The 20413-nt window shown below is 34.8% G+C and carries 23 protein-coding genes; 11 read left to right on the top strand and 12 right to left on the bottom strand.

The genetic code is table 11. The annotated features are described in order from the left end of the window. Positions 1–15 precede the first annotated feature (15 nt). The 5 genes from K8B81_RS12780 (at position 16) to K8B81_RS12760 (ending at position 4794) form a co-directional block, all read left to right on the top strand. On the top strand, positions 16–1476 hold the full coding sequence (locus K8B81_RS12780; RefSeq protein ID WP_223681986.1) for a phytoene desaturase family protein: 1461 nt from the start codon (positions 16–18) through the stop codon (positions 1474–1476). A 10-nt stretch (positions 1477–1486) separates the two neighbouring features. Beyond that, positions 1487–2326 (top strand): phytoene/squalene synthase family protein, encoded by an 840-nt coding sequence (locus K8B81_RS12775; RefSeq protein ID WP_223681985.1) that lies wholly within the window; start codon positions 1487–1489, stop codon positions 2324–2326. 23 nt (positions 2327–2349) lie between these two features. Continuing rightward, entirely contained in the window at positions 2350–2790 is a 441-nt protein-coding gene (locus K8B81_RS12770) for a sterol desaturase family protein (RefSeq protein ID WP_025572284.1), read from the top strand. A 123-nt stretch (positions 2791–2913) separates the two neighbouring features. Further along, positions 2914–3378 carry an SRPBCC family protein gene (locus K8B81_RS12765; RefSeq protein ID WP_223681984.1) on the top strand — a complete coding sequence of 155 codons (465 nt, stop codon included), beginning with the start codon at positions 2914–2916 and terminating at the stop codon, positions 3376–3378. 120 nt (positions 3379–3498) lie between these two features. After that, positions 3499–4794: a cryptochrome/photolyase family protein gene (locus K8B81_RS12760; protein WP_223681983.1), complete on the top strand. Its 1296-nt coding sequence runs from the start codon at positions 3499–3501 to the stop codon at positions 4792–4794. A gap of 175 nt (positions 4795–4969) precedes the next feature. Here K8B81_RS12760 and K8B81_RS12755 read toward each other — a convergent pair whose 3' ends face one another. Both K8B81_RS12755 and K8B81_RS12750 read right to left on the bottom strand, forming a co-directional pair. Then, entirely contained in the window at positions 4970–5128 is a 159-nt protein-coding gene (locus K8B81_RS12755) for a hypothetical protein (RefSeq protein ID WP_223681982.1), read from the bottom strand. 411 nt (positions 5129–5539) lie between these two features. Continuing rightward, on the bottom strand, positions 5540–5944 hold the full coding sequence (locus K8B81_RS12750; RefSeq protein ID WP_223681981.1) for a VOC family protein: 405 nt from the start codon (positions 5942–5944) through the stop codon (positions 5540–5542). Positions 5945–6193: 249 nt separating this feature from the next. On the opposite strand from K8B81_RS12750, the gene K8B81_RS12745 reads away from it, so the two are divergent. Further along, a complete protein-coding gene (locus tag K8B81_RS12745; protein ID WP_223681980.1) occupies positions 6194–6748 on the top strand; it encodes an REP-associated tyrosine transposase in 555 nt (184 codons plus the stop codon). A 399-nt stretch (positions 6749–7147) separates the two neighbouring features. On the opposite strand, the gene K8B81_RS12740 is transcribed toward K8B81_RS12745, so the two are convergent. From K8B81_RS12740 to K8B81_RS12715, 6 genes are all read right to left on the bottom strand, one after another. After that, positions 7148–7501 carry a hypothetical protein gene (locus K8B81_RS12740; protein WP_223681979.1) on the bottom strand — a complete coding sequence of 118 codons (354 nt, stop codon included), beginning with the start codon at positions 7499–7501 and terminating at the stop codon, positions 7148–7150. A 260-nt stretch (positions 7502–7761) separates the two neighbouring features. Beyond that, positions 7762–9180: an SDR family oxidoreductase gene (locus tag K8B81_RS12735; protein WP_223681978.1), complete on the bottom strand. Its 1419-nt coding sequence runs from the start codon at positions 9178–9180 to the stop codon at positions 7762–7764. A gap of 5 nt (positions 9181–9185) precedes the next feature. Next, on the bottom strand, positions 9186–9869 hold the full coding sequence (locus K8B81_RS12730) for an SDR family NAD(P)-dependent oxidoreductase (RefSeq protein WP_025572292.1): 684 nt from the start codon (positions 9867–9869) through the stop codon (positions 9186–9188). After that, on the bottom strand, positions 9866–10144 hold the full coding sequence (locus K8B81_RS12725) for a TIGR03643 family protein (protein ID WP_223681977.1): 279 nt from the start codon (positions 10142–10144) through the stop codon (positions 9866–9868). The genes K8B81_RS12730 and K8B81_RS12725 overlap by 4 nt, the downstream gene beginning before the upstream one ends. Continuing rightward, entirely contained in the window at positions 10141–11448 is a 1308-nt protein-coding gene (locus tag K8B81_RS12720) for an ABC1 kinase family protein (protein WP_223681975.1), read from the bottom strand. Before K8B81_RS12720 ends, K8B81_RS12725 begins: the two co-directional genes overlap by 4 nt. Beyond that, positions 11445–12107 (bottom strand): TetR family transcriptional regulator C-terminal domain-containing protein, encoded by a 663-nt coding sequence (locus K8B81_RS12715; RefSeq protein WP_223681973.1) that lies wholly within the window; start codon positions 12105–12107, stop codon positions 11445–11447. The genes K8B81_RS12720 and K8B81_RS12715 overlap by 4 nt, the downstream gene beginning before the upstream one ends. Positions 12108–12205: 98 nt before the next feature. Here K8B81_RS12715 and K8B81_RS12710 point away from each other — a divergent pair, with 98 nt between their 5' ends. Then, on the top strand, positions 12206–13117 hold the full coding sequence (locus K8B81_RS12710) for a TIGR01777 family oxidoreductase (protein WP_223681971.1): 912 nt from the start codon (positions 12206–12208) through the stop codon (positions 13115–13117). Positions 13118–13123: 6 nt separating this feature from the next. On the opposite strand, the gene K8B81_RS12705 is transcribed toward K8B81_RS12710, so the two are convergent. The 4 genes from K8B81_RS12705 to rmuC all read right to left on the bottom strand — a co-directional run bounded on the left by K8B81_RS12705 (position 13124) and on the right by rmuC (position 16273). Beyond that, positions 13124–13693 (bottom strand): YceI family protein, encoded by a 570-nt coding sequence (locus K8B81_RS12705; RefSeq protein WP_223681969.1) that lies wholly within the window; start codon positions 13691–13693, stop codon positions 13124–13126. A 196-nt stretch (positions 13694–13889) separates the two neighbouring features. Next, positions 13890–14285, bottom strand: a complete 396-nt coding sequence (locus K8B81_RS12700; protein ID WP_223681960.1) for a VOC family protein — start codon at positions 14283–14285, stop codon at positions 13890–13892. An 18-nt stretch (positions 14286–14303) separates the two neighbouring features. Continuing rightward, positions 14304–14852: an acyl-CoA thioesterase gene (locus K8B81_RS12695; RefSeq protein ID WP_223681958.1), complete on the bottom strand. Its 549-nt coding sequence runs from the start codon at positions 14850–14852 to the stop codon at positions 14304–14306. 47 nt (positions 14853–14899) lie between these two features. After that, positions 14900–16273, bottom strand: coding sequence for a DNA recombination protein RmuC (gene rmuC, locus K8B81_RS12690; protein ID WP_223681956.1), 1374 nt, complete (start codon positions 16271–16273; stop codon positions 14900–14902). Between the two features lie 184 nt (positions 16274–16457). On the opposite strand from rmuC, the gene K8B81_RS12685 reads away from it, so the two are divergent. The 4 genes from K8B81_RS12685 to K8B81_RS12670 all read left to right on the top strand — a co-directional run bounded on the left by K8B81_RS12685 (position 16458) and on the right by K8B81_RS12670 (position 20366). Beyond that, entirely contained in the window at positions 16458–17318 is an 861-nt protein-coding gene (locus K8B81_RS12685; protein WP_223681954.1) for a protease complex subunit PrcB family protein, read from the top strand. Positions 17319–17456: 138 nt separating this feature from the next. Then, positions 17457–18008: an RNA polymerase sigma factor gene (locus K8B81_RS12680; protein ID WP_317196961.1), complete on the top strand. Its 552-nt coding sequence runs from the start codon at positions 17457–17459 to the stop codon at positions 18006–18008. Beyond that, the gene (locus K8B81_RS12675; protein WP_223681950.1) at positions 18005–19825 is read left to right on the top strand and encodes a hypothetical protein; all 1821 of its coding nucleotides are present in this window, start codon (positions 18005–18007) and stop codon (positions 19823–19825) included. The genes K8B81_RS12680 and K8B81_RS12675 overlap by 4 nt, the downstream gene beginning before the upstream one ends. 10 nt (positions 19826–19835) lie before the next feature. Then, positions 19836–20366 carry a MepB family protein gene (locus K8B81_RS12670; RefSeq protein ID WP_223681948.1) on the top strand — a complete coding sequence of 177 codons (531 nt, stop codon included), beginning with the start codon at positions 19836–19838 and terminating at the stop codon, positions 20364–20366. The last annotated feature ends 47 nt before the right edge of the window (positions 20367–20413 follow it).

Below are 20413 nucleotides of genomic sequence, written 5' to 3'. Positions count from 1 at the left end.
ACATTTGTTAAACAAATGAAAAAAACTATCTCCATAATAGGTTCCGGATTTTCTGCCTTAGCAGCTTCCTGCTATCTGGCAAAACAAGGCCATACTGTCACAATTTACGAAAAAAATGATTCAATTGGGGGCAGGGCAAGGCAATTTAAAAGCAACGGTTTTACCTTTGATATGGGGCCAAGCTGGTACTGGATGCCGGATGTTTTTGAACGATTCTTTCATGATTTCGACAAAAAACAATCGGATTATTATGAGCTTATCAAATTAAATCCTGCTTATCGGGTTTATTTTGGCATTGATGATTTTATCAATATCTACGACAATCTTGAAGCAATAAAAGCTACTTTCGAAAACATCGAAAAAGGAAGCGGCCAAAAACTCCAGAATTTCATCAGTCAGGCTAAAAGCAATTACGATATTGCCATAAAAGATCTGGTATATCGTCCCGGAGTTTCTGCTTTGGAATTAATAACACCAAAAACTGTTTTAAAACTTAATCAGTTCCTTAGCAACGTTAGCTCTGATATCCGGAAAGAATTCAAAAATGAAAGACTGATCCAGATTCTGGAATTCCCGGTTTTGTTTCTGGGTGCGAAGCCTTCCAAAACCCCTTCGTTTTACAATTTCATGAATTACGCCGATTTTGGTTTAGGCACCTGGCATCCTAAAACCGGAATGTTTGATGTGGTTCGCGGGATCGAAAAGCTGGCTTTAGAATTAGGCGTGACAATTAAAACCAACTTCGGAATTGACAAAATAATGGTAGAAAATAAAACTGCAACCGGAATTGTAATTAACGGAAAAACAATCCAGTCTGACATTATTTTAAGTGGTGCCGATTACCAGCATACCGAAACTTTACTCGAAAAAGAATATCGCGCCTATTCTGACAACTATTGGGAGAGCCGTGTTTTTGCACCTTCTTCCCTCCTGTTTTTTGTAGGTTTTGATAAAAAAATAGAAAACATAACGCATCATGCCTTATTCTTTGATGTCGATTTCAATCAGCATGCAGCTGATATTTACGATGACCCAAAATGGCCTGATGCCCCATTGTTTTATGCTAACTTTCCATCAAAAACAGATCCGACAGCAGCACCTGAAGGAATGGAAACCGGCTTTTTCTTAATTCCGCTAGCACCGGGAATAAATGACAGTGAAGCACTTAGGGAAAAATATTTTGAAAAAATCGTCACTCGCTTTGAGCAGATTACACAACAAAAAATAAAAAATAATATTATATTTAAGAAATCATTCTGTAAAAACGATTTTGTAGCGGATTATAATGCTTACAAAGGAAATGCTTACGGAATGGCAAATACCTTATTACAAACCGCTTTTTTAAGGCCAAAACTAAAAAGCAAAAAAGTACGTAATTTATATTTTACAGGACAATTAACAGTTCCTGGCCCAGGGGTTCCGCCTGCTTTAATTTCAGGAAAACTGGTTGCTGAGTTAATTCAAAAATCACTTTAGATCTTAAAAAATGAAATCATTATTCGACACCGTTTCTTTCAAATGCAGTAAGCTGGTTACCAAAAACTACAGCACTTCTTTTTCGCTTGCCGTACACATGCTGGCACCAGGCATTCGCGATGCCATTTACAGCATTTATGGCTTTGTGCGCTTTGCTGATGAAATTGTAGATTCTTTTCATGATTATGAAAAAGAATACCTTATTGATGATTTCGAAAAAGAATATTACAAAGCCATGCAATTAGGAATCAGCCTCAACCCTATTCTTAATTCTTTTCAGCATACTGTCAAAGAATATAATATCACAGACGATCTGGTTCAGGCATTTTTAAAAAGCATGAAACTGGACCTCATCAAATCAAATTATAACACCCAGACTGAATATGAAGATTACATTTATGGATCAGCGGATGTGGTGGGCTTAATGTGCCTGAAGGTTTTCGTAAAGGGAAATAATCAAAAATACGAGCAGCTTAAAAATGAAGCGATGCGATTGGGATCTGCTTTTCAAAAAGTGAATTTCCTGCGGGATTTAAAAGATGACAATCTGGTTTTAAACCGAAATTATTTCCCGGGTGTCAATTTGAATTCATTCGATGAAAATGCAAAAACTGCTATCATCAACGAAATTGAAGAAGATTTCAGAGTGGCCTATCAGGGAATCGTAAAACTGCCAATTGAAGCTAAATTTGGGGTTTACACTGCTTTTATCTATTATAAAAAATTACTAAAAAAGCTTAAAAACACACCCTGCTCCGAAATTGGAAATTCAAGAATCCGTGTTTCAAATTATACTAAAGCAGGTCTTTTGGCCCAGTCTTTTGTAACTTACAAATTAAAATTAGTCTAAGGACTCAATCAAAAAAATACAAAATGATTTCTTTTTTAATCTTTTTAGGGGTTTTTCTGTTCATGGAATGCGTTACCTGGCTTACGCACAAGTACATTATGCATGGGCTGATGTGGTATTTCCACGCAGATCATCACCAGCCAAAATACGAACATACTTTTGAGCGTAATGATATCTTTTTTGTCATTTTCGCCATTCCAAGCATCATTCTTTTTTACTTTGGAGTCCAGGGCGGTTTCAATTATTTGTTTTTTGTAGCATGTGGCATTACCACTTACGGAATATGTTATTTTCTGATTCACGATGTATTGATCCATCAGCGCTTTAAATGGTTTAAAAACACCAAAAACAGATATCTTATCGGTCTCCGGAAAGCACATAAAATTCACCATAAACACTTAGGAAAAGAACACGGAGAATGTTTCGGAATGTTATTCGTCCCTTTCAAATATTATAAAATGTAGCAAAATTTGGGCGTTACCCAAGGGTCGGGCTTTTCACTCCCGCTTCCCGATAAAAAATCGGGAGAGCTCCGCTACAATCCCTAACGCAAACGTAACCCAAGAACTATTCGTAATGATATTGTCATGAAGATATATAAAATAGAAACCGTTCAGCATCTTAACGCCACTATTGAAGAATGCTGGGACTTTTTCTCAAGCCCCGAAAACCTTCAAACCATCACACCCAATGATATGAGCTTCGAAATCCAGGATTTTGATGGAAAGCGCATGTATCCCGGACAAATCATAACCTATACGTTAAAACCTTTGTTCGGAATTAAAATGAATTGGGTAACCATCATTACCGTTTCTCAGGAAAACCAGTATTTCATAGACGAACAGCGTTTTGGTCCCTACGCTTTATGGCACCACAAACACTTTTTTGAACCGGCAGAAAATGGCGGAACAAAAATGACCGACATTGTACATTATGCCATTCCTTTTGGATTTCTGGGACGAATGATGAATACGTTAGTGGTAAATAAAAAGATCAGGGGAATCTTTGATTTTCGTCGAACCAAAATCGACAAATTGTTCAATTCGAAATAAAATTCAAGCGTAACGTTTGTCATTCCGTAGGAATCTTTCGGCCTTTATTTTAGATTCCTACGGAATGACAAAATTGTGTAAAATTATAATCATTAAAATTCGCTAAACGGATTACATACAATGGCAAAACAAAAAGTTACTTTTTTCTGGTTCCGACGCGATTTACGTTTAGAAGACAATACTGGATTATTTCATGCTTTACAATCTAATTTTCCTGTAATTCCGCTTTTCATTTTTGATGACGCGATTCTGGAAAGCCTTCCAAAAAATGATGCCAGAGTGAATTTCATTTATGATTCAATTGAAAAGATAAACACGGAATTGAATGCTATACAATCTTCAATCTTAATCAAAAAAGGAAATACCAAAAACGTCTGGCAGTCACTTATTGAAGAATTTGATATTCAAACTGTTTTCTTCAACAAAGATTACGAACCTTATGCCATTAAGCGTGATTTAGCCATTACCGAATTATTAAAAGAAAACAATATTGAATCTTTGTCTTATAAAGATCACGTGATTTTTGAAGAAAAGGAAATCACAAAAGCTGACGGACTTCCGTACACAGTTTACACGCCGTACAAAAACAAATGGCTGGAGAAATATAAAATGGCAGGACAAGCTCCTGAATTTGATACCAAACCATTATTCAGCAACTTCGCAAAAACTTCATATTCATTTCCTGCATTATCTGAAATTGGTTTTGAAAGAAGCTCGATAAAAGTTCAGCCACACAACTTAACTCAGATTGGAAATTATAATGAAAACCGTGATTTTCCGGCTTTAGACAGCACTTCGTACCTTTCACCACATTTACGTTTTGGAACCGTTAGTATTCGGAAATTAGTGAATTGGGCAAACCGAAAAAACCAGACTTTTTTAAGCGAACTGATCTGGAGGGAATTCTTTATTCAGATTCTGTTTAGCTTTCCGAAATGTGTTAACCACAATTTCAAATCAGCTTATGACGGAATCCAGTGGCGCAATAACGAAGACGATTTCAAACGCTGGTGTTCCGGAACAACAGGTTATCCCATGGTCGATGCCGGAATGCGACAGCTTAATGAAACCGGATATATGCACAATCGTGTTCGTATGGTTGTCGCCAGTTTTTTGTGCAAACATTTACTGATCAACTGGCAATGGGGCGAAGCTTATTTTGCTGAAAAACTTTTGGATTTTGAATTAGCTTCCAATGTTGGAAACTGGCAATGGGCAGCCGGAACGGGCTGTGATGCTGCTCCGTATTTCAGGGTTTTTAATCCGGAAATCCAGCAAAAGAAATTCGACGAAAAAGGAACCTACATCCGCAAATGGATTCCTGAATTTGATTTGGGTTACAATGAGCCTATTATTGATCATGCTTTTGCGAGGGATAGGGCGATTGCGACTTATAAGGCGGGGATTATAAAATAGACTTCATTATTGGCTATTGCGAAACTCTCAACAACTTTGCCATTAAGATTGTGCATTTTTAATTAACCATTTTGCGAAATCTGACTTCAGATTATTCAGATTTACACCAATCGATTAAGTTCTGTCATATTATCGCTTGGTTTTCTTTCCCAATCTGAAAACGGCGCTTCTGCAATTATTGTACGTAATTTTCACTTGCTTTCATAGCCGATTCTGCATTCTCCCATAATGACATCATAATAATCCTGTCATTTTTCTCATCATACCACGAACCCGCATCAACTAATCCTTCACAAGTTTTTGCTACTTCACAAACTTTTTCTGCTACTTTCAATATATTTTAAAAACAACCCTCTTTGGGATAATGTATGCCTAATATAAGATAATTCATGTTCTTGAAATTAGTTTATTTATATTGGAATTGTGTTGTAAGATCTATATTTAAGCCATAAAAGCACGATATTTTGGGTAGCATGTCTTATAAGCACATGTACTATTTATTACTAATATATAAATAAATATTTACAAAATAATGATTTTAAATAATTGAATATAATTTCTTAACATAGAGGTTATTTATTATTTCACGCTTTAGTTAATCCGTCACAATAGTAATTGATAACTAAAGACGCGAATCATCTGCAAATGGTCAGTCCCTGTTTAGTATAAAACTTGCTATAAATGCTAATTCTAAATTCTTATTTCTTCTCCATATAGCAAAGCCCCTTCCAGCTGGGCTTATTCTTTATTGAAATTTCTTTTTTGCTTCGCCACTTACAGGAGTAAAAAAGTTTATCAAATTCCCATCTGGATCACGAAAGAGTAAAGAACGATTACCCCAGGGCATTGTCGTCGGCTTCTGAACAATTTCACTAGTCATCCCTTTAATCATTTCGTAATTATCATCTACATTCTCAACAAGGAACTCAATGATAATGCTTTTGTTAGTTGCAGGTTCTGCAACGTCATCTCCGAAAAAAGCCAATGTTCGTGTACTTGCAATTGCTAAGGTAAAAGATTCCAATATTACCTCTGCGAAGTCATCTGTTGCCCATTTAGCTGTTGTTCCTGTTGCACCCTCATAAAACTTAACTAATTTCTTTATGTCAGCGGTAATAATTCTCAATGATACTAGATTTACTTTACGCATCTTTCTTTTGTTTTAAATTAATAATAGCACAAAAGTAGAATGGCGTTATGACAACAGTATTTCAGGCATGCTAAAGTTTTTTTTCTTTCGCTCACTCTGGTGCTCGTTTGCAACGAGTACCTACTTAAATTATGAAAACAAATCATAGCGTTTGCAACGCGGATCACTAAACAGAAGCATTCTTAAAACAAATACTTCTGCTTTTTTATTTCGTAATTTTCTTATAAATTATATATTTAGAGAAAAAGAATGTCTGAGAAATATAAAGTTATTGATAGTACTGTTCCAACTTTTATTACCATTACAATTGTAGATTGGGTAGATTTGTTTGTGCGCCCCATCTATTGTAATATCTTAAACGAGTCGCTAAATTATTGTATCAAAGAAAAAGCATTGACTGTACACGCCTATGTATATATGAGCAGCCATATACATTTAATTGTTACAGCTTTTGATGGGGAGCTGCAAAATGTTGTTCGTGATTTTAAAAAATATACTTCCAAAAAATTAATAGAAGCCATAAAAGAGCATCCTGAAAGCAGACGTGAATGGCTATTACGGAAATTTAGTTTTGAAGCTCAGAAAACAGGAAGAGCCAAGAATTACAAATTATGGCAAGATGGCTTTCATCCTGTTATATTAGACAATTTAGAGAAAATGGAACAACGTGTAAACTACATACATTATAATCCTGTTGAGGCTGAAATCGTTTTTCATGAAAGAGATTATGTAAATAGCAGCTATAGAAATTACGAGCAGGATAATACAATGTTTTGCAGCGTAGAGATTGAGCCGTTATGGTAGTCTGTCTTAATTAGCCGCGTTGCAAACGCTTTATTTTCGTTAATCAAGGAAGTGGGTACTCGTTGCAAACGAGCACCAGAGGGAGGTTATTATATGCGGAACATGATTTTTAATATTAATGTTTTTTTTAGCGACCCGTTTACTCATTTGTTCAACCAAAAATTGGTAGCCGTCTTCCTCAACATTGTGAGTTAACAAAAATTTTCTTTTTATATGCTTCATGTCTGTTGATTTTCTTTGTGACCACATTTCAAGCTAACATCCCGCCACTTCTGGTCAGTTACGAGCTTCGGAAAGAATTATTTTCTATTAAAGATAAAAATTCTTGCGAAACGTGAACTTGAACTTATAACAAAATTCGCAATTGTGAGAAACAGCTATTAACAAACGTTTTTTTATTCAGTGCCAATCATTTCCACAAAATCTACATTGTCTGGCTTCAGGAGTTCTTGCTATTTTGCCGCATTTTGCGCATAAATTTAATTCTAGTTCTTTTCTGTGTTCATTGTAAATTCTAGTAGAAGTATTTTTAATGAATTCTGGATATCCATTTTCTAACAATTTTAGTGCTTCAACATCTTTCGTTAAGAATCTTTGTTTTGCTTGATCAATTTTTGGATGTATATTTTCTGGATACTTTCCAAATTTTAAGACTCCAATATAATGGTCTTTAGCTTTTCTTTCTTCCTCGGAATAATATTCCCAACAGTATTGAAAAATATAGTCAATTAATTCAGGATATATTTCTTTCATTGCAGTTTTCAAAATGTTTACTAACTCGTATATGTCTAACGAATATCCGACTTATCTACCTGAAATTGGGTGGCTATGTCTGACAACTACATACAATATTTATTTACGAATATAGAAATAAATATTTACAAATCATGTGATGTAATTCTATTGATGGCTCTTATGAAACCTAAATGCCATAGCCCAGATGGAAACGGCATCCTTTTGTGGCGGGGTTCGCCACAAAAGATACAGTGTACAGCTGGAGTACGCTCCTAAAACTACTTAATGAGTTTATTGAGCATTCCGTTGAAGATAAAGCCGTGAAAAGGCAGAACGGAATACCAATATAATTTTCCCAAGATTCCTTTGGGCTTAAAAGTTGCCGCCTGATATAATGTATTGTGAATGATTTTGAATTCGAGCCATGCTTCGCCTGGCAGTTTCATTTCGGCGTATAAAATCAGTTTTCCTTCTTTTTTATTGGCGTAAAGAACGCGCCAAAAATCGAGTGCGTCTCCGGGATAAATATTGTGTTTATTGGTCCTGCCGCGACGGGAACCAACGCCTCCAAACAGCTTATCGATAAAACCTCTCAAGCTCCAGAGCCAGTCACCATAATACCAGCCGGTATCACCTCCAATAGACCAAATTTGATTAATGGTATAATCGCGATCCAGAATTTCTTTTTTTCGCCGGTCAATGTAACAGCCTTTTTTAGGCACTTTTATATGCGAAGAAAGACTTTGGCTGAACCTGCCGCTGATGAGTGAATCCTTCCAGCTTGAAGCCACTTTATCTTCATCCACTTTTAACAAGGCTCTTGAAAGTGCTTCTTTGTAAGTGATGGGCTTTACACCTAAAAGTTCATTAATTCGGTGATCCCTGCAAATTACCTCTACTTTCATGCTGCTGACCAAAGCGGTTGCCAGTTTATAGGAAGTCGAGGTCACAAAATACAGCCAGTACGATGACAGTTTGGGTGTCATTACCGGAATGGTAAAAATATATCTTTTTAGATTTTTTGCTTCGGCGAAAGCCAGCAGCATTTGTTTGTAGGTTAGAATATCAGGACCTCCAATATCAAAACTCTGATTATAGGTTAGCGGATTAAAAAGTGATTTTGAAAGGAATTCCAATACATCATTGATGGCAATAGGCTGGCATTTTGTATTGAGCCATTTGGGTGTAATCATGACCGGAAGTTTGTTGACGAGATCACGGATAATTTCGAAAGAAGCACTTCCGGATCCTACTATAATTCCTGCTCTTAAAGTCGTCAGCGGAACTGTTGATTTTGCTAAAATGCTTTCGACATTTTTTCGGGAAGACAGATGTTTTGACAGTGATTTATCATTTACGATTCCGCTTAAATATAAAATTTGCTGCGCCTGGGTTTGATTGATCCTCTCTGAAAAATTCGTTGCCGAAATGCTTTCGAGTTCATCATAATTAGTATCAGAACCGGACATAGAATGAATAAGATAAAATGCAGCATCAATATCTGCCGGAATATTTACCAGGGTTGATTTATCTAAAAAATCGACTTCGATTACCTGTATTTTTTCCTGAAAATCTTCCGGTACATAAAATCTGTTTTTATCCCTGACACAGCAAACTACGTCATGACCTTGTGCTAACAAAACAGGCAAAATCCGTTTGCCTATATAACCTGTAGCGCCGGTTAGCAGAATTTTCATCTCCCTTAGATTTTAAAAGTCACCAGACCGTAATCCATTTCGAAAATCTGACCTGAAATAGAATTTGCTTTTTCTGAAATCAGGAAATCGACCATGTTCGCCACTTCATCAGGCTTTAAATAACTTTTCATCGGATGTCGTTCGATCATATTTTCTTTCATGCGATCGTTTCGGAGTATGGAAGCTGAAAGTGAAGTTTCGGTGATTGTGGGTGCAATTGCATTGACACGTATTGTGGGAGCCAATTCTGCTCCTAGTGATTTCACCAAACCCTCAACTCCTGCTTTTGCAGTTGCAATACTAGCGTGAAAAGGCATTCCTAATTTAGCCGCAACGGTGCTAAATAAAACGATTGAAGGCTGGTTGCCTTTTTTTAAAACAGGCAAATATTTCTGGATTGCTTTTACGGCACCTATCACATTAATTTCGAAGTCATTTCTGAAATCATCAACACTAAGACCTGAGATAGGTTTTAAAGTAATCGATCCGGGACAATAAATTAGTGTATCTATATTTTCGACAGGAGGAAGTTCGTCCTTCAAAACATCCAGACTAAAATGAGTCAGGTTTGAATGGAAAAAATCGGGTTCTGTCCGACTGATATTTAATACTTTGTTATTTTCTAACTGCTGCATTAAAATAGTTCTTCCAATACCTTTGCTTCCACCAACCATTAGAATGTTTCTCATCTTTTCGAAATTTTATTATGAGTTAGAGCTCTTTGTCTGGAACATTTAAAACGACCTTCTTTAAAATCCCTCAATTTTGCATGCTTGGTTTTCCTACCCTGAACACGTTCCCGCCACATTTTAAAACTTGAAGCTTTCATTTCGGTTCGCATTAAATCGATAACCTCCTGTTCTTTTAAACCAAATTGCATAAAGATAGCCTCAAAAGTAGTCCTGTCTTCCCAAGCCATTTCTATGATTCTGTCTTTTTCCAGATCTGTCATTTCTTTTATCATTTGTATTTTTGAAATTCGTCAACTACAATTTTTGCTTTCAGATCAAACATTAAATTATACAGCCCAAAGAACGTACGGTTCATGTAAATAAAATGTTTGGATCCACGGTTTCCGTTCATTTTTTTTAAGTTGGTATCTTCTGAGAAACGTTTTCCTAATTCGGCAATAGCGTTGAAAAATTCCTCATCAGCAAAATCGAAAGTTTCGTTTTGAAAAGGTTTCGTAAACAATGATAACAAATCATGAAACATTGTTGTAAAATATTCGATTTCAGCAGGAGTATCGTCTGTGCGAAGGATTTCTAATTCGAATAATTTATCGTTGAAAAGATCTTTATCAGTAATAACATTTTTATTGATCAGTTCGAAATACGGAATATAAAAGTCATTCGGAATTTGTTTCATACAGCCAAAATCCAACGCAATCAGTCGGTTTTGATCGTCAACCAAAAAGTTTCCGGGATGCGGATCGGCGTGCACTTTTCGCAAAACATGAATTTGATACATATAAAAATCCCAAAGCGCCTGACCAATTTTATTTCCGGTTTCACGATCAAAATCTTTGGCCGTAAACTCCGAAAGGTGAATTCCGGTCATCCAGTCCATCGTAATAATTTTCTCTGAGGAAAATTCCGGATAGTAATTCGGAAAAAGAATGTTTTCGATTTTACTGCAGGCTTTAACCACTTCCTGGCTTTGTTTTAATTCCAGCAAATAATTGGTTTCTTCGATGAGTTTGTCTTCAACTTCCTTAAAATATTTATCAGAATCTTTCCCCTGTAGGTTAAACATTCGGATCGCAATTGGTTTTACCAAAGCCAAATCGGATGAAATGCTATTGGCAACACCCGGATACTGAATTTTAACCGCGAGTTTTTTACCATCTTTTTTGGCGAGATGCACTTGCCCGATACTCGCAGCATTAACAGAATTCGCATTGAATTCATCAAAAATTTCATAAGGTGTTTTGCCAAAATTGCTCTTGAAAGTCTTTAAAACCAACGGAGCCGAAAGCGGCGGAACAGAAAATTGTGATAACGAAAATTTCTCTACATACGCCTGAGGCAGAAAGTTTTTGTCCATGCTCAGCATCTGAGCAACTTTAAGGGCACTTCCTTTCAGGCTTTTTAGTCCGTCGTAAATGTCTTCGGCATTATTTTCATTGAGTTTATCGCGCGTCAAATCGGGATTTACTATTTTTTCCGCATAATGCTTTACGTAGTTTACGCCAATTTTAGCCCCTGTTTGAACGAGTTTTCCCGCTCGTTCTATTTTTGACGTTGGGATATAATCGATTGTTTTCATTGTTTGCTGTATATTTTTTCTTTGAAGAGAAATTTCCCTAAATCTATCAGATGGTTCATTGGCGCAACATTCATTAATTCGAAGGAAGCATTAACCGATTTTTCAATAAAAATATCTGTTTTTTCAAAAGCTGGAGATGCATCATCTTTCCAGAATTTTATGGTCAGCATCAATTGCAGCCAGGCGCTTTCCTGAATGGTTTTCTCCTGAAACTTCTGCAGTTTTTCAACTTCAAGCCTGTAATCATCCGTCAGGATTTCAGCAACATATGCTTTAAAACTATCCCTGAGCGAAGTAAGCTGCGTTAAGTTTTTCAGTGGATTTCTGTCTATTTTCAGTGATTGCAGTACATAACTTCTGTTGGCTGTCAGGATTTCGAAGAAGGTAAAATAAAAACTCAGCATTTTGTTTTTCATATCATATTGCGGATATTCCTCGTGTTGGTGCAATAACTTCACAGTGTTATCAAAAAACAATCTGAAAATTTCTTTTTCCAAACCTTCGAGCGTTCCAAAAAAAGAATAAAATTCGGCCTCTGTAAAATCCTTATCTTTAACAAAATGATAAACGGATTTTGGTTTTTCGCCTTTTTCCAGCACTTCATTCATGTATATTGAAACAATATCTTCTTTACTGATTATCTTATTTTTAGGAGCCATTTCTTTTAAATTTAGAATTTGCCTTAAAGGTAAGAAATGTTTAACTATCTTTACGAATACTTAAACAATAACTGCTGTTAAATAAATGATAAACTGTTATGGCTAAAAACGTATTACTGACAGGAGGAACCGGATTCATTGGTAAACATCTTACCAGTGTACTGATAGCGAATGATTTTTCGGTATCCATTTTAAGCAGAAGCCCACGAAACAATACTGATTTTATTACCTATTACCAATGGGACATTAACCGAAATTATATTGACGAAAATGCGGTTTTGAATGCAGATTTCATTATTCACCTTGCAGGAGAAGGAATTGTGGAAAAACGCTGGACAGAAAAGCGTAAAAAAGACATTTTAGAAAGCCGTGTAAAACCTGTCGAACTTATTTATTCGGTTTTGCAAAAACACAATAAATCCCTTGAAGCTTTTGTATCTGCTTCGGCAGTTGGGATTTACGGAGCTGAAACATCGGATGAAATTTGTACGGAAGACAGCCCTCTTGCCAATGACTTTTTAGGTACTACCTGCCAAAAATGGGAAGATGCAGTAACTAAAATCGAATCTTTAGGCATCAGATCTGTAAAAATCAGGACCGGAATTGTTTTAGGGAGAAACGAAGGTTTCCTTAAAAAACTGCTGCCTGGTTTTAAAATGGGTTTCGGAACCATATTAGGAACAGGGAAACAATATTTGCCCTGGATCCACATTGAAGATTTGTGTGGTATCTATTTAAAAGCCATTCAGGATAAAGAATTAAATGGTCCATATAATGCAACTGTTTTAGATAACACTACAAATGAGATATTATCTAAAACACTTGCAAACATACTTGGTTATGCTATCTGGCTTCCAAAGGTTCCGGCTTTTGTACTTAAAATAGTCCTTGGCGAAATGAGCATTGCTGTACTGACAGGAAAAAGGGTATCAGCTGAAAAAATAAAGCAAAAAGGTTTCCATTTTCAGTTTGAAGATCTGAAAACGGCACTATCAAACTGTGTTTCCTGAAAATGTTTATTTTAAAGTCAGCAGCATCGTTTCATCATTTCCTATAATACCGTTTAGCTCGGTATTGACTGTTTTCGCAATTTTAGAAGAAATCCTATCCGGGATAGCAATATCAAAATCGGCAACAGCAATTGGGAAATCAGATTTGATTTGTATTCCTCCATATACTTTTTTCAGAAAAGCTTTTACCTCAATCTCTTTGTATTTACCGCGAATCATCAGCCTTCCTTTGATTACGTATTCTTTTTCGGTTTCATCAATATCTTTTAAGTCAAATTTTGCGATTTTGCCCTTAAAAACAGCTTTTGGATACCGATCACTTTCAAGATAATTTTCATTAAAATGCTGTTCCATCAAATCCAGCTTAAAATGAAAATCACGCATAGGAACAGTACATAAAAAAGTACTCGCTTTAGGATCTAAAATAATCATAACCGATTTGTTTACCGCTTTAATTTCTTCAAAACAAGGTACAGTAGCTTCAAAATTGATTATTGCCTTATTTGTTGAAATTTTTTCCTGCCCCATTATTGAGCAGGCGGTAAACATTAAAATAAAAAATATAGTTCTTTTCATAATCGTCATCATTTAAACAATTATGTCATTTGATTTTTAAGAAAGAAAACTAAGATTAAAAATCGAATGGCGTACTCCGTAAAAAATAGTGTAATTCAGTGATTATACACTTAAATTTACGAAATATTCAGGAGCATGTCTGATGATTTTATGCTAAAATTTTGTGAAATTAAAACGAAAACGATTGAATCAAAGCTTAATTTTCAACTGCCGTACAGATTTCAATTAAAAACCCATTCAGATCCCGTACATAAGCCACAATTTGCCCCCATGGTTTCTGTTTAGGCTCTGAAACTAAAACAGCTCCTAATGAAGTTGCCTTTTGTACCAATTCACCAACATCATCGGTTATAAAACCTAATTCTATTGCAAAAGGTTTATCTTCTAAGCTGCTTTCAACAAAACCTTCAGGTAAATTTTGAGAGGCCAGTTTTTTGGAAGCAAATGAAATTGTAGTTTCTCCTGTGCTTAATTCACCATAATCATTTTCAGGAGTTATAAATTTTCTTGAAAACCCAAAAGCGTTTTCGTAAAATGAAAGGGATATCTCCACATCTTCTACATATAAAATTGTATAGCCAAACTTTACCATCTTATTTTTATTTATTTATTATCCAATCTCTACCAATACATTGTACTTGTCTAAATTTGCCAAATCTTCAATTGAATTTACTTTGGCTTCTTTTGCATGTTCTTCTATTTCTTTTTTAGTTTCAATTTGTTTGATGCATTTTCTGAAACGACGCACTTCATCCAGATTGGTTAAAATTAATCCGGGAACCTGAACACTTTTCCCATCAGTATCTTTGGCGACCATCGTAAAATAAGAAGAATTGCAATGTTTGACAACACCGGTCTGAATATGCTCTGCCTCTACTCTAATACCTACTACCATAGAGCTTCTTCCGACATAATTTACCGAGGCTTTCATGGTAACGAGTTCTCCTACTTCAATAGGTTTTAAAAAGTTTACCGTATCTACTGAAGCCGTTACACAATAATTGCCGCAAAATTTAGAGGCACAGGCAAAAGCAATCTGATCCAGCAACTGCAAGATATAGCCTCCATGAATTTTTCCGCTAAAATTGGTATGCGACGGAAGCATTAATTCGGAAATACTAATCTTTGATGAAGAAACGGGTTTAAAATCTGTAGTCATTTACTATTCTAATTTATGGTTTTGGTTCGTTTTATTTAAAATGAAAATTAATTTACTAATTGGTTTTCATCCGAATTAGAAGCTCTGGCAATAATATTTTCCGGAAGTGTCTTTTTAGCCTTGGCTCCCATTTTTCTTAGTTTTTCAACACTGGAAATCAGGTTTCCTCTTCCTTCAAACAGTTTATTCATCGCATTTTCATATTCTGTTTTGGTATCTTTTATTTTGTTCCCGATTCTTACCAAATCCGTTACAAAACCTTCGAATTTATCATACAATGCGCCAGCCTGACGTGCAATTTCAAAAGCATTTTCCTGTTGTTTCTGATTGGCCCACATACTGTCGATGGTACGTAAAGTAGCCAGTAAAGTCGTTGGTGTCACAATCACGATATTTCGTGCAAAAGCTTTATTGTACAATTCCGGATCTTGGTTTAGCGCTATAGCAAAGGCAGGTTCTATTGGAACAAACAATAAAACAAAATCCGGGCTTTCAATCTGGTACAAATCGTGGTAGTTTTTGCTTCCAAGCTGTTCCACGTGTCTTTTTAAAGAACTTACATGTTCTTTTAAGAATTCATTTTTAAAGATTTCATCTTCTTCATTCGACCATTTTTCGTAAGCCGTTAAAGACACTTTTGAATCCACAATCATTTTTTTACCATCAGGCAGATTAATTACCACATCCGGAAATACCCGATTTCCATCTGCATTTATAAAACTTTGCTGCACTTCGTATTCTCTTCCTTTTTCAAGCCCCGATTTTTCGAGCACGCGTTCCAGGACCAGTTCGCCCCAGTTTCCCTGCATTTTACTGTCACCTTTCAGTGCTTTTGTCAAATTCAAAGTTTCTTTGCTCATTTGCATGTTCATTTCGCTTAAACCTAAAATCTGCTGACGAAGGGCTGCATGGTAATCAATGCTTTCTTTATGGGTTTGTTCTACTTTTTGCTCAAAACCCTGAATTTTATCCTGTAAAGGAAGCAGGATATTTTTCATATTCACAGAATTTTGTTCGGTAAATTTTGCCGACTTTTCTTCAAGGATTTTATTGGCAAGATTTTCAAATTCTTTGGTAAATTTTTCCTGTAGTGCCGTTATTTCTGCTTTCTGTTCTTTATGGCGCTCCCACAAATTTTCAAAATCAACTTCTTTTTTAGAAAGCTGGATTGCCAGGCTGTCTTTTTCGTTTCGGATATTTTCTTTCTCAGAATTTAATAAATGAAGCTGCTTTTCGAAACTGTTTTTTTCACTTAAAAATTGTTCTTTTTGAAGCAAAAGCTGCGAATTTGCTGCATTAAGTTTTTCATTCAAACTTACTTTTTGTGATTCAAATTTAGCCGAAGACACTGTTCTTCCTAAATAAACACCTAAGAATACAGCCACTACAAAAACTAATAAAAGCGGAAGAATATCCAACATAACTACGTTAATTTTTACGTAAAAGTACGCAATAATACGTAGTTTTAGTCTTTCGAAATAAAATTTCACGAATTAGTAACCATTCTAAATTAAATAAACAATTCAGCTACTTTAAAAAAAACATTTTCGACGCAACCTTTTTAAAATCATTACATCTACTATTTATAAACCTAAAAATAAAATGATGAAAAAGTTAATATTAAGCTTATTTATAGCTTTTGGATTCAGTGCCTGCTCGCTGAATGATGATTTACCTCAGGACACTTGTGGCGTATATACGAATGTTTCCTTTACCGGCTATCCTCTTGCTTGTAATTATAACCTTAAAGAACAATTTCCTAATCCTGCCGCTTTAATTATAAACACACAGGAAAAATTAAATCAGTATTTTACACAAAATACTACTAATCCATGCCCAGGAAGTGATCCGGCTATTAACTTCAGCAATAATTTTCTGATTGGTATTTACTCAGGGCAAAAAACAAGCACTGGTTTTGGTATAAAGGTTACTTCGATTGTAGAAAACAATTGCCAGATTGTTGTCAATTTTTATGAGTACGGACCGCAAACAGGAGAGACAACTACTCCAGGTGCTAACTATCCTTCTGATTATGTTTTGATTCCTAAAACGACAAAACCTATCTATTTTAACAAAACTACAGAAAACAAAGACAATATTGTAATTGGAACTTTTGGATCAGCAAATGACTTTTTCCAGTTAAACGATTATAATATTCTTAAATTCTTAAATGTTACTACCGGAAATTATGAATTTGGTAAGTATAAAAATACTGCTACAATAAAAAGAGGTGAATATACGCTGTTCCTGAAAAGTGTACCAACTGAAATCTTAAGCTTAAAAGGTCAGACCAAAACCTACGGAACTCCTGACCCGGCAAATCAGGGCGGTGTTTATTTTGAACTACATCAAGGTGCCAGTACAACAAAAATCTATATCGACAATGTTGATACAGCAGATCAGAGTACAGAAGTGAAAGCGTTTAAGAAGGCCATTAAAGACAAAATTTTACTTTTAAAAGTCTAAACGAATCAAGGCAAACACGCATCACTTAAAACCTTGATAATCAAAAACTAAAAATAACCAAAGAAACATATCCTATCTATAAAAAATAGGTTAAGAGTATAAAAAAAGTTATTTTTGCCAAAACCAACCACCCCATTTTTGAAAGACGATTTAGACATATATATTAAACAATGTATCCAAAATGACAGAGCAGGACAACTGAAAATTTATCAGTTGTTCTCGCCTGTTTTATATGGTATTTGCTTAAAATATATGAAAAACGAAGACGATGCCAAGGATGTTTTTCAGGAAGCGTTTGTCATTGTTTTTCAAAAAATCCATCAGTATAAATTTGAAGGCAGCTTTGAAGGCTGGCTAAAACGAATCTTTATCAATAAATTAATCGAAACATTAAATAAGAAGAAGAAAGAAAGTTTCTTTTTGGATGTTTTTGATCCCGATACTGATTTTGTAGAAGAAGAGGAATTAGATATTATTCCGATACCCCAGGAAAAATTACTCGAATATATTAGGGAATTACCAGATCAGTACCGCATGGTTTTTAACTTATATGTTTTTGAAAAAATGAAACACAGAGAAATCGCGGATAAACTCAAAATTTCAGAAGGAACTTCGAAATCCAATTTAAACAGGGCGAAAAGAATTTTACAAAAAAGAATTTTGAGTATTAAAAATTTTAAAACGGCATGAAAAAGCAAAAAATAGAAGATATTTTTTCATCAATCGAAAATTTCTCGAGTGTACCACCACCCGAATTATGGAATAAAATTGAAGAAGAACTTGATAAACCTAAAAAGAAAAAAAGAGCAATTCTTTGGTGGTCAGCTGCTGCATGCCTGTTATTAGGATTACTACTTCCTACCATTTCTAATTTTAATTCAAATTCAGGAATTGAAAAAATAAATAACGGAGCTACTGAAAAAAGTGTTGTTATTGATGAAAACAACAATAACCTAAACAACCAGACAAGATCTATTGAAAAAAATAACATCGAAATTAAACCTGCTATTATTGAAAATCCATCTGTAGAAAATGGAGAAAATCCACTTAATAATGCGCCAATAACCAATACGCATAGAACATCAATTACTCATATCGACACTAAAAAGAAAATTAATTCCGGAATTACTAAACAAAATCCCAACATTGATACAGAAAATCTGAATAAGGCTGTAGCCGAAAAAACATATCTTGGAGGAAAGCAAAACTCATTTAATTCTCTTTCAAACAATTCTATACCAACTGAAAAAACAAATGAAAATCAGTATATAGCTGACAAAACTTTCGATGCAGAAAAACAGCACTCATCCAGTTCTCTTTCAAATAATTCAATACCAACTAAAAAAACAAACATAAACCAGAATATAGCTGAGAAAACTTTCTCTCCAGAAAAACAGCACTCACCTAGTTCTCTTTTAAATAATTCAATACCAACTGAAAAAGCAAATATGAATCAGACTGTGGCTGAAGAAACTTCTGCTCCGGGAAAACAAAATTCGTTCAGTTCTTTTTCAAATAATGAAATACCAAATTCAGTTTTAGAAGATAAAGCGAGTTCTATAAACAATACTGGTGTTGCTTTAAATGCTTCCAATGTAACTTCAAAAAATACTCAAAAAGATACTGACCATACAACAACAGCAGCAAATAAATCAATTATTGCTGATAATTTTCAAAAAAACAGCTCTATATCTGCCAATTCATTAAGCAGTAAAGATTCTGTTCAACTAGCAGAATTACAAAATTTAGAAAAAGGCATTGCCGAAGTTAAAACAGAAAAAGAAAAAGATATCAATAATGTCAATGATTCTGAAAAATGGTCTTTGGATGTTTTTGCAGGAATAGCAAATTCTGAAAACTACAATAATCAAAAAACACTCGGAAATGTTAATGAATCAAAGCAAACAAATTCATACGGTGTAAAAGCCAACTATAAACTCAATAAAAAATGGGCTGTTAGTTCTGGTCTAAAAATTAACGAATTAGGACAAAGTATTGCTAATGTTTCTTATTACAATCATTATGAAACATCAGCATACCCATTAACAAACAGCTATTCATACGATAGTCCTTCAGTAATTGCACCACAAATTACAAGTAATTCTAATTATGTTTTTGTTTCAAAAAATACGCAAGCCGCATTAAAAAGCGATAATTTAGAAACTGGTAATATGGATCAAAGTCTAAAATATATTGAAATGCCTCTTGAAGTTTCCTATTCCATACTCAATAAAAACAAAACAAATATTAGTCTGAATACAGGAGGTTTTGTTGGAAAACTGATTTCAAACAATGTGACTTTAAACGGAAATTCTATAGGAGGAAATTTAAATGCAAATGATTTTATTTACGGTTCTTTGTTAAGCAGTACTTTTCAATACCAATTATACAAAAAAACACATGTTTTTGTTGAACCGGGGATGAATTACTACATCAATCCGCTGAATAATCAAACTTTTAACCAATTTCAATGGTCATTCAATTTTGGTCTGAATGTTTCTTTTTAAGTTATAGCTAATGGCAGATCATAATCCATGGACTAATTCAGCATCAATATCAGATGATTTAATTCGTGCAAAAGAACAGTTTTTTGACCTTTGTGACTTAACATGCACTGAACCGCACCCAGAAGCCGAAAGTGCAGAATATAGCGCTTATCATTTTGAGATCAACAATAAAAAAATCTGCTACAGAAAAGCTAAAATTACGCCAACAAAAACAGGGCAATTTGTAACTTTATGGAAACGTAATAGCTCCGGAACGATTGAACCATTTGATTATTTGGACCTGATAGATTTTGTCGTTATTAGTGTACGAAAAGAAAATAATTTTGGGCAATTTATATTTCCAAAAACTGTTCTGTTAGAAAAAGGGATTTTCTCTACCTCAACCAAAGAAGGTAAAAGAGCCATGAGAGTCTATCCTCCATGGGATCTTACTAGCAGCAAACAAGCTCAAAAAACGCAGCAATGGCAACTGGATTATTTTTTAGAAATATCAGAAAATGAATCTATTATTTCAAAAGCACAAAAATTATTTGACATTTAATAATCCTAATAAAAAAACAGGCAGCCCCAAATGAGCTGCCTGCTTTA

Origin of the sequence: Flavobacterium hibisci (assembly GCF_020026925.1) — a bacterium.
GTDB classification, from domain to species: Bacteria; Bacteroidota; Bacteroidia; order Flavobacteriales; family Flavobacteriaceae; genus Flavobacterium; species Flavobacterium hibisci.
This window is presented reverse-complemented; position numbering and strand designations above follow the sequence as displayed.

Bases quoted from the DNA above. Each gene is read 5' to 3' on its own strand.
- K8B81_RS12730 (WP_025572292.1), bottom strand. From the start codon at position 9,869: ATGAGAAACATTCTAATGGTTGGTGGAAGCAAAGGTATTGGAAGAACT.
- K8B81_RS12685 (WP_223681954.1), top strand. From the start codon at position 16,458: ATGAAAAAGTTAATATTAAGCTTATTTATAGCTTTTGGATTCAGTGCC.
- K8B81_RS12670 (WP_223681948.1), top strand. From the start codon at position 19,836: ATGGCAGATCATAATCCATGGACTAATTCAGCATCAATATCAGATGAT.
- K8B81_RS12740 (WP_223681979.1), bottom strand. From the start codon at position 7,501: ATGAAAGAAATATATCCTGAATTAATTGACTATATTTTTCAATACTGT.
- K8B81_RS12745 (WP_223681980.1), top strand. From the start codon at position 6,194: ATGTCTGAGAAATATAAAGTTATTGATAGTACTGTTCCAACTTTTATT.
- K8B81_RS12695 (WP_223681958.1), bottom strand. From the start codon at position 14,852: ATGACTACAGATTTTAAACCCGTTTCTTCATCAAAGATTAGTATTTCC.
- K8B81_RS12750 (WP_223681981.1), bottom strand. From the start codon at position 5,944: ATGCGTAAAGTAAATCTAGTATCATTGAGAATTATTACCGCTGACATA.
- K8B81_RS12715 (WP_223681973.1), bottom strand. From the start codon at position 12,107: ATGGCTCCTAAAAATAAGATAATCAGTAAAGAAGATATTGTTTCAATA.
- K8B81_RS12700 (WP_223681960.1), bottom strand. From the start codon at position 14,285: ATGGTAAAGTTTGGCTATACAATTTTATATGTAGAAGATGTGGAGATA.
- K8B81_RS12675 (WP_223681950.1), top strand. From the start codon at position 18,005: ATGAAAAAGCAAAAAATAGAAGATATTTTTTCATCAATCGAAAATTTC.
- K8B81_RS12735 (WP_223681978.1), bottom strand. From the start codon at position 9,180: ATGAAAATTCTGCTAACCGGCGCTACAGGTTATATAGGCAAACGGATT.
- K8B81_RS12720 (WP_223681975.1), bottom strand. From the start codon at position 11,448: ATGAAAACAATCGATTATATCCCAACGTCAAAAATAGAACGAGCGGGA.
- K8B81_RS12760 (WP_223681983.1), top strand. From the start codon at position 3,499: ATGGCAAAACAAAAAGTTACTTTTTTCTGGTTCCGACGCGATTTACGT.
- K8B81_RS12780 (WP_223681986.1), top strand. From the start codon at position 16: ATGAAAAAAACTATCTCCATAATAGGTTCCGGATTTTCTGCCTTAGCA.
- K8B81_RS12725 (WP_223681977.1), bottom strand. From the start codon at position 10,144: ATGATAAAAGAAATGACAGATCTGGAAAAAGACAGAATCATAGAAATG.
- K8B81_RS12710 (WP_223681971.1), top strand. From the start codon at position 12,206: ATGGCTAAAAACGTATTACTGACAGGAGGAACCGGATTCATTGGTAAA.
- K8B81_RS12775 (WP_223681985.1), top strand. From the start codon at position 1,487: ATGAAATCATTATTCGACACCGTTTCTTTCAAATGCAGTAAGCTGGTT.
- K8B81_RS12765 (WP_223681984.1), top strand. From the start codon at position 2,914: ATGAAGATATATAAAATAGAAACCGTTCAGCATCTTAACGCCACTATT.
- rmuC (WP_223681956.1), bottom strand. From the start codon at position 16,273: ATGTTGGATATTCTTCCGCTTTTATTAGTTTTTGTAGTGGCTGTATTC.
- K8B81_RS12705 (WP_223681969.1), bottom strand. From the start codon at position 13,693: ATGAAAAGAACTATATTTTTTATTTTAATGTTTACCGCCTGCTCAATA.
- K8B81_RS12770 (WP_025572284.1), top strand. From the start codon at position 2,350: ATGATTTCTTTTTTAATCTTTTTAGGGGTTTTTCTGTTCATGGAATGC.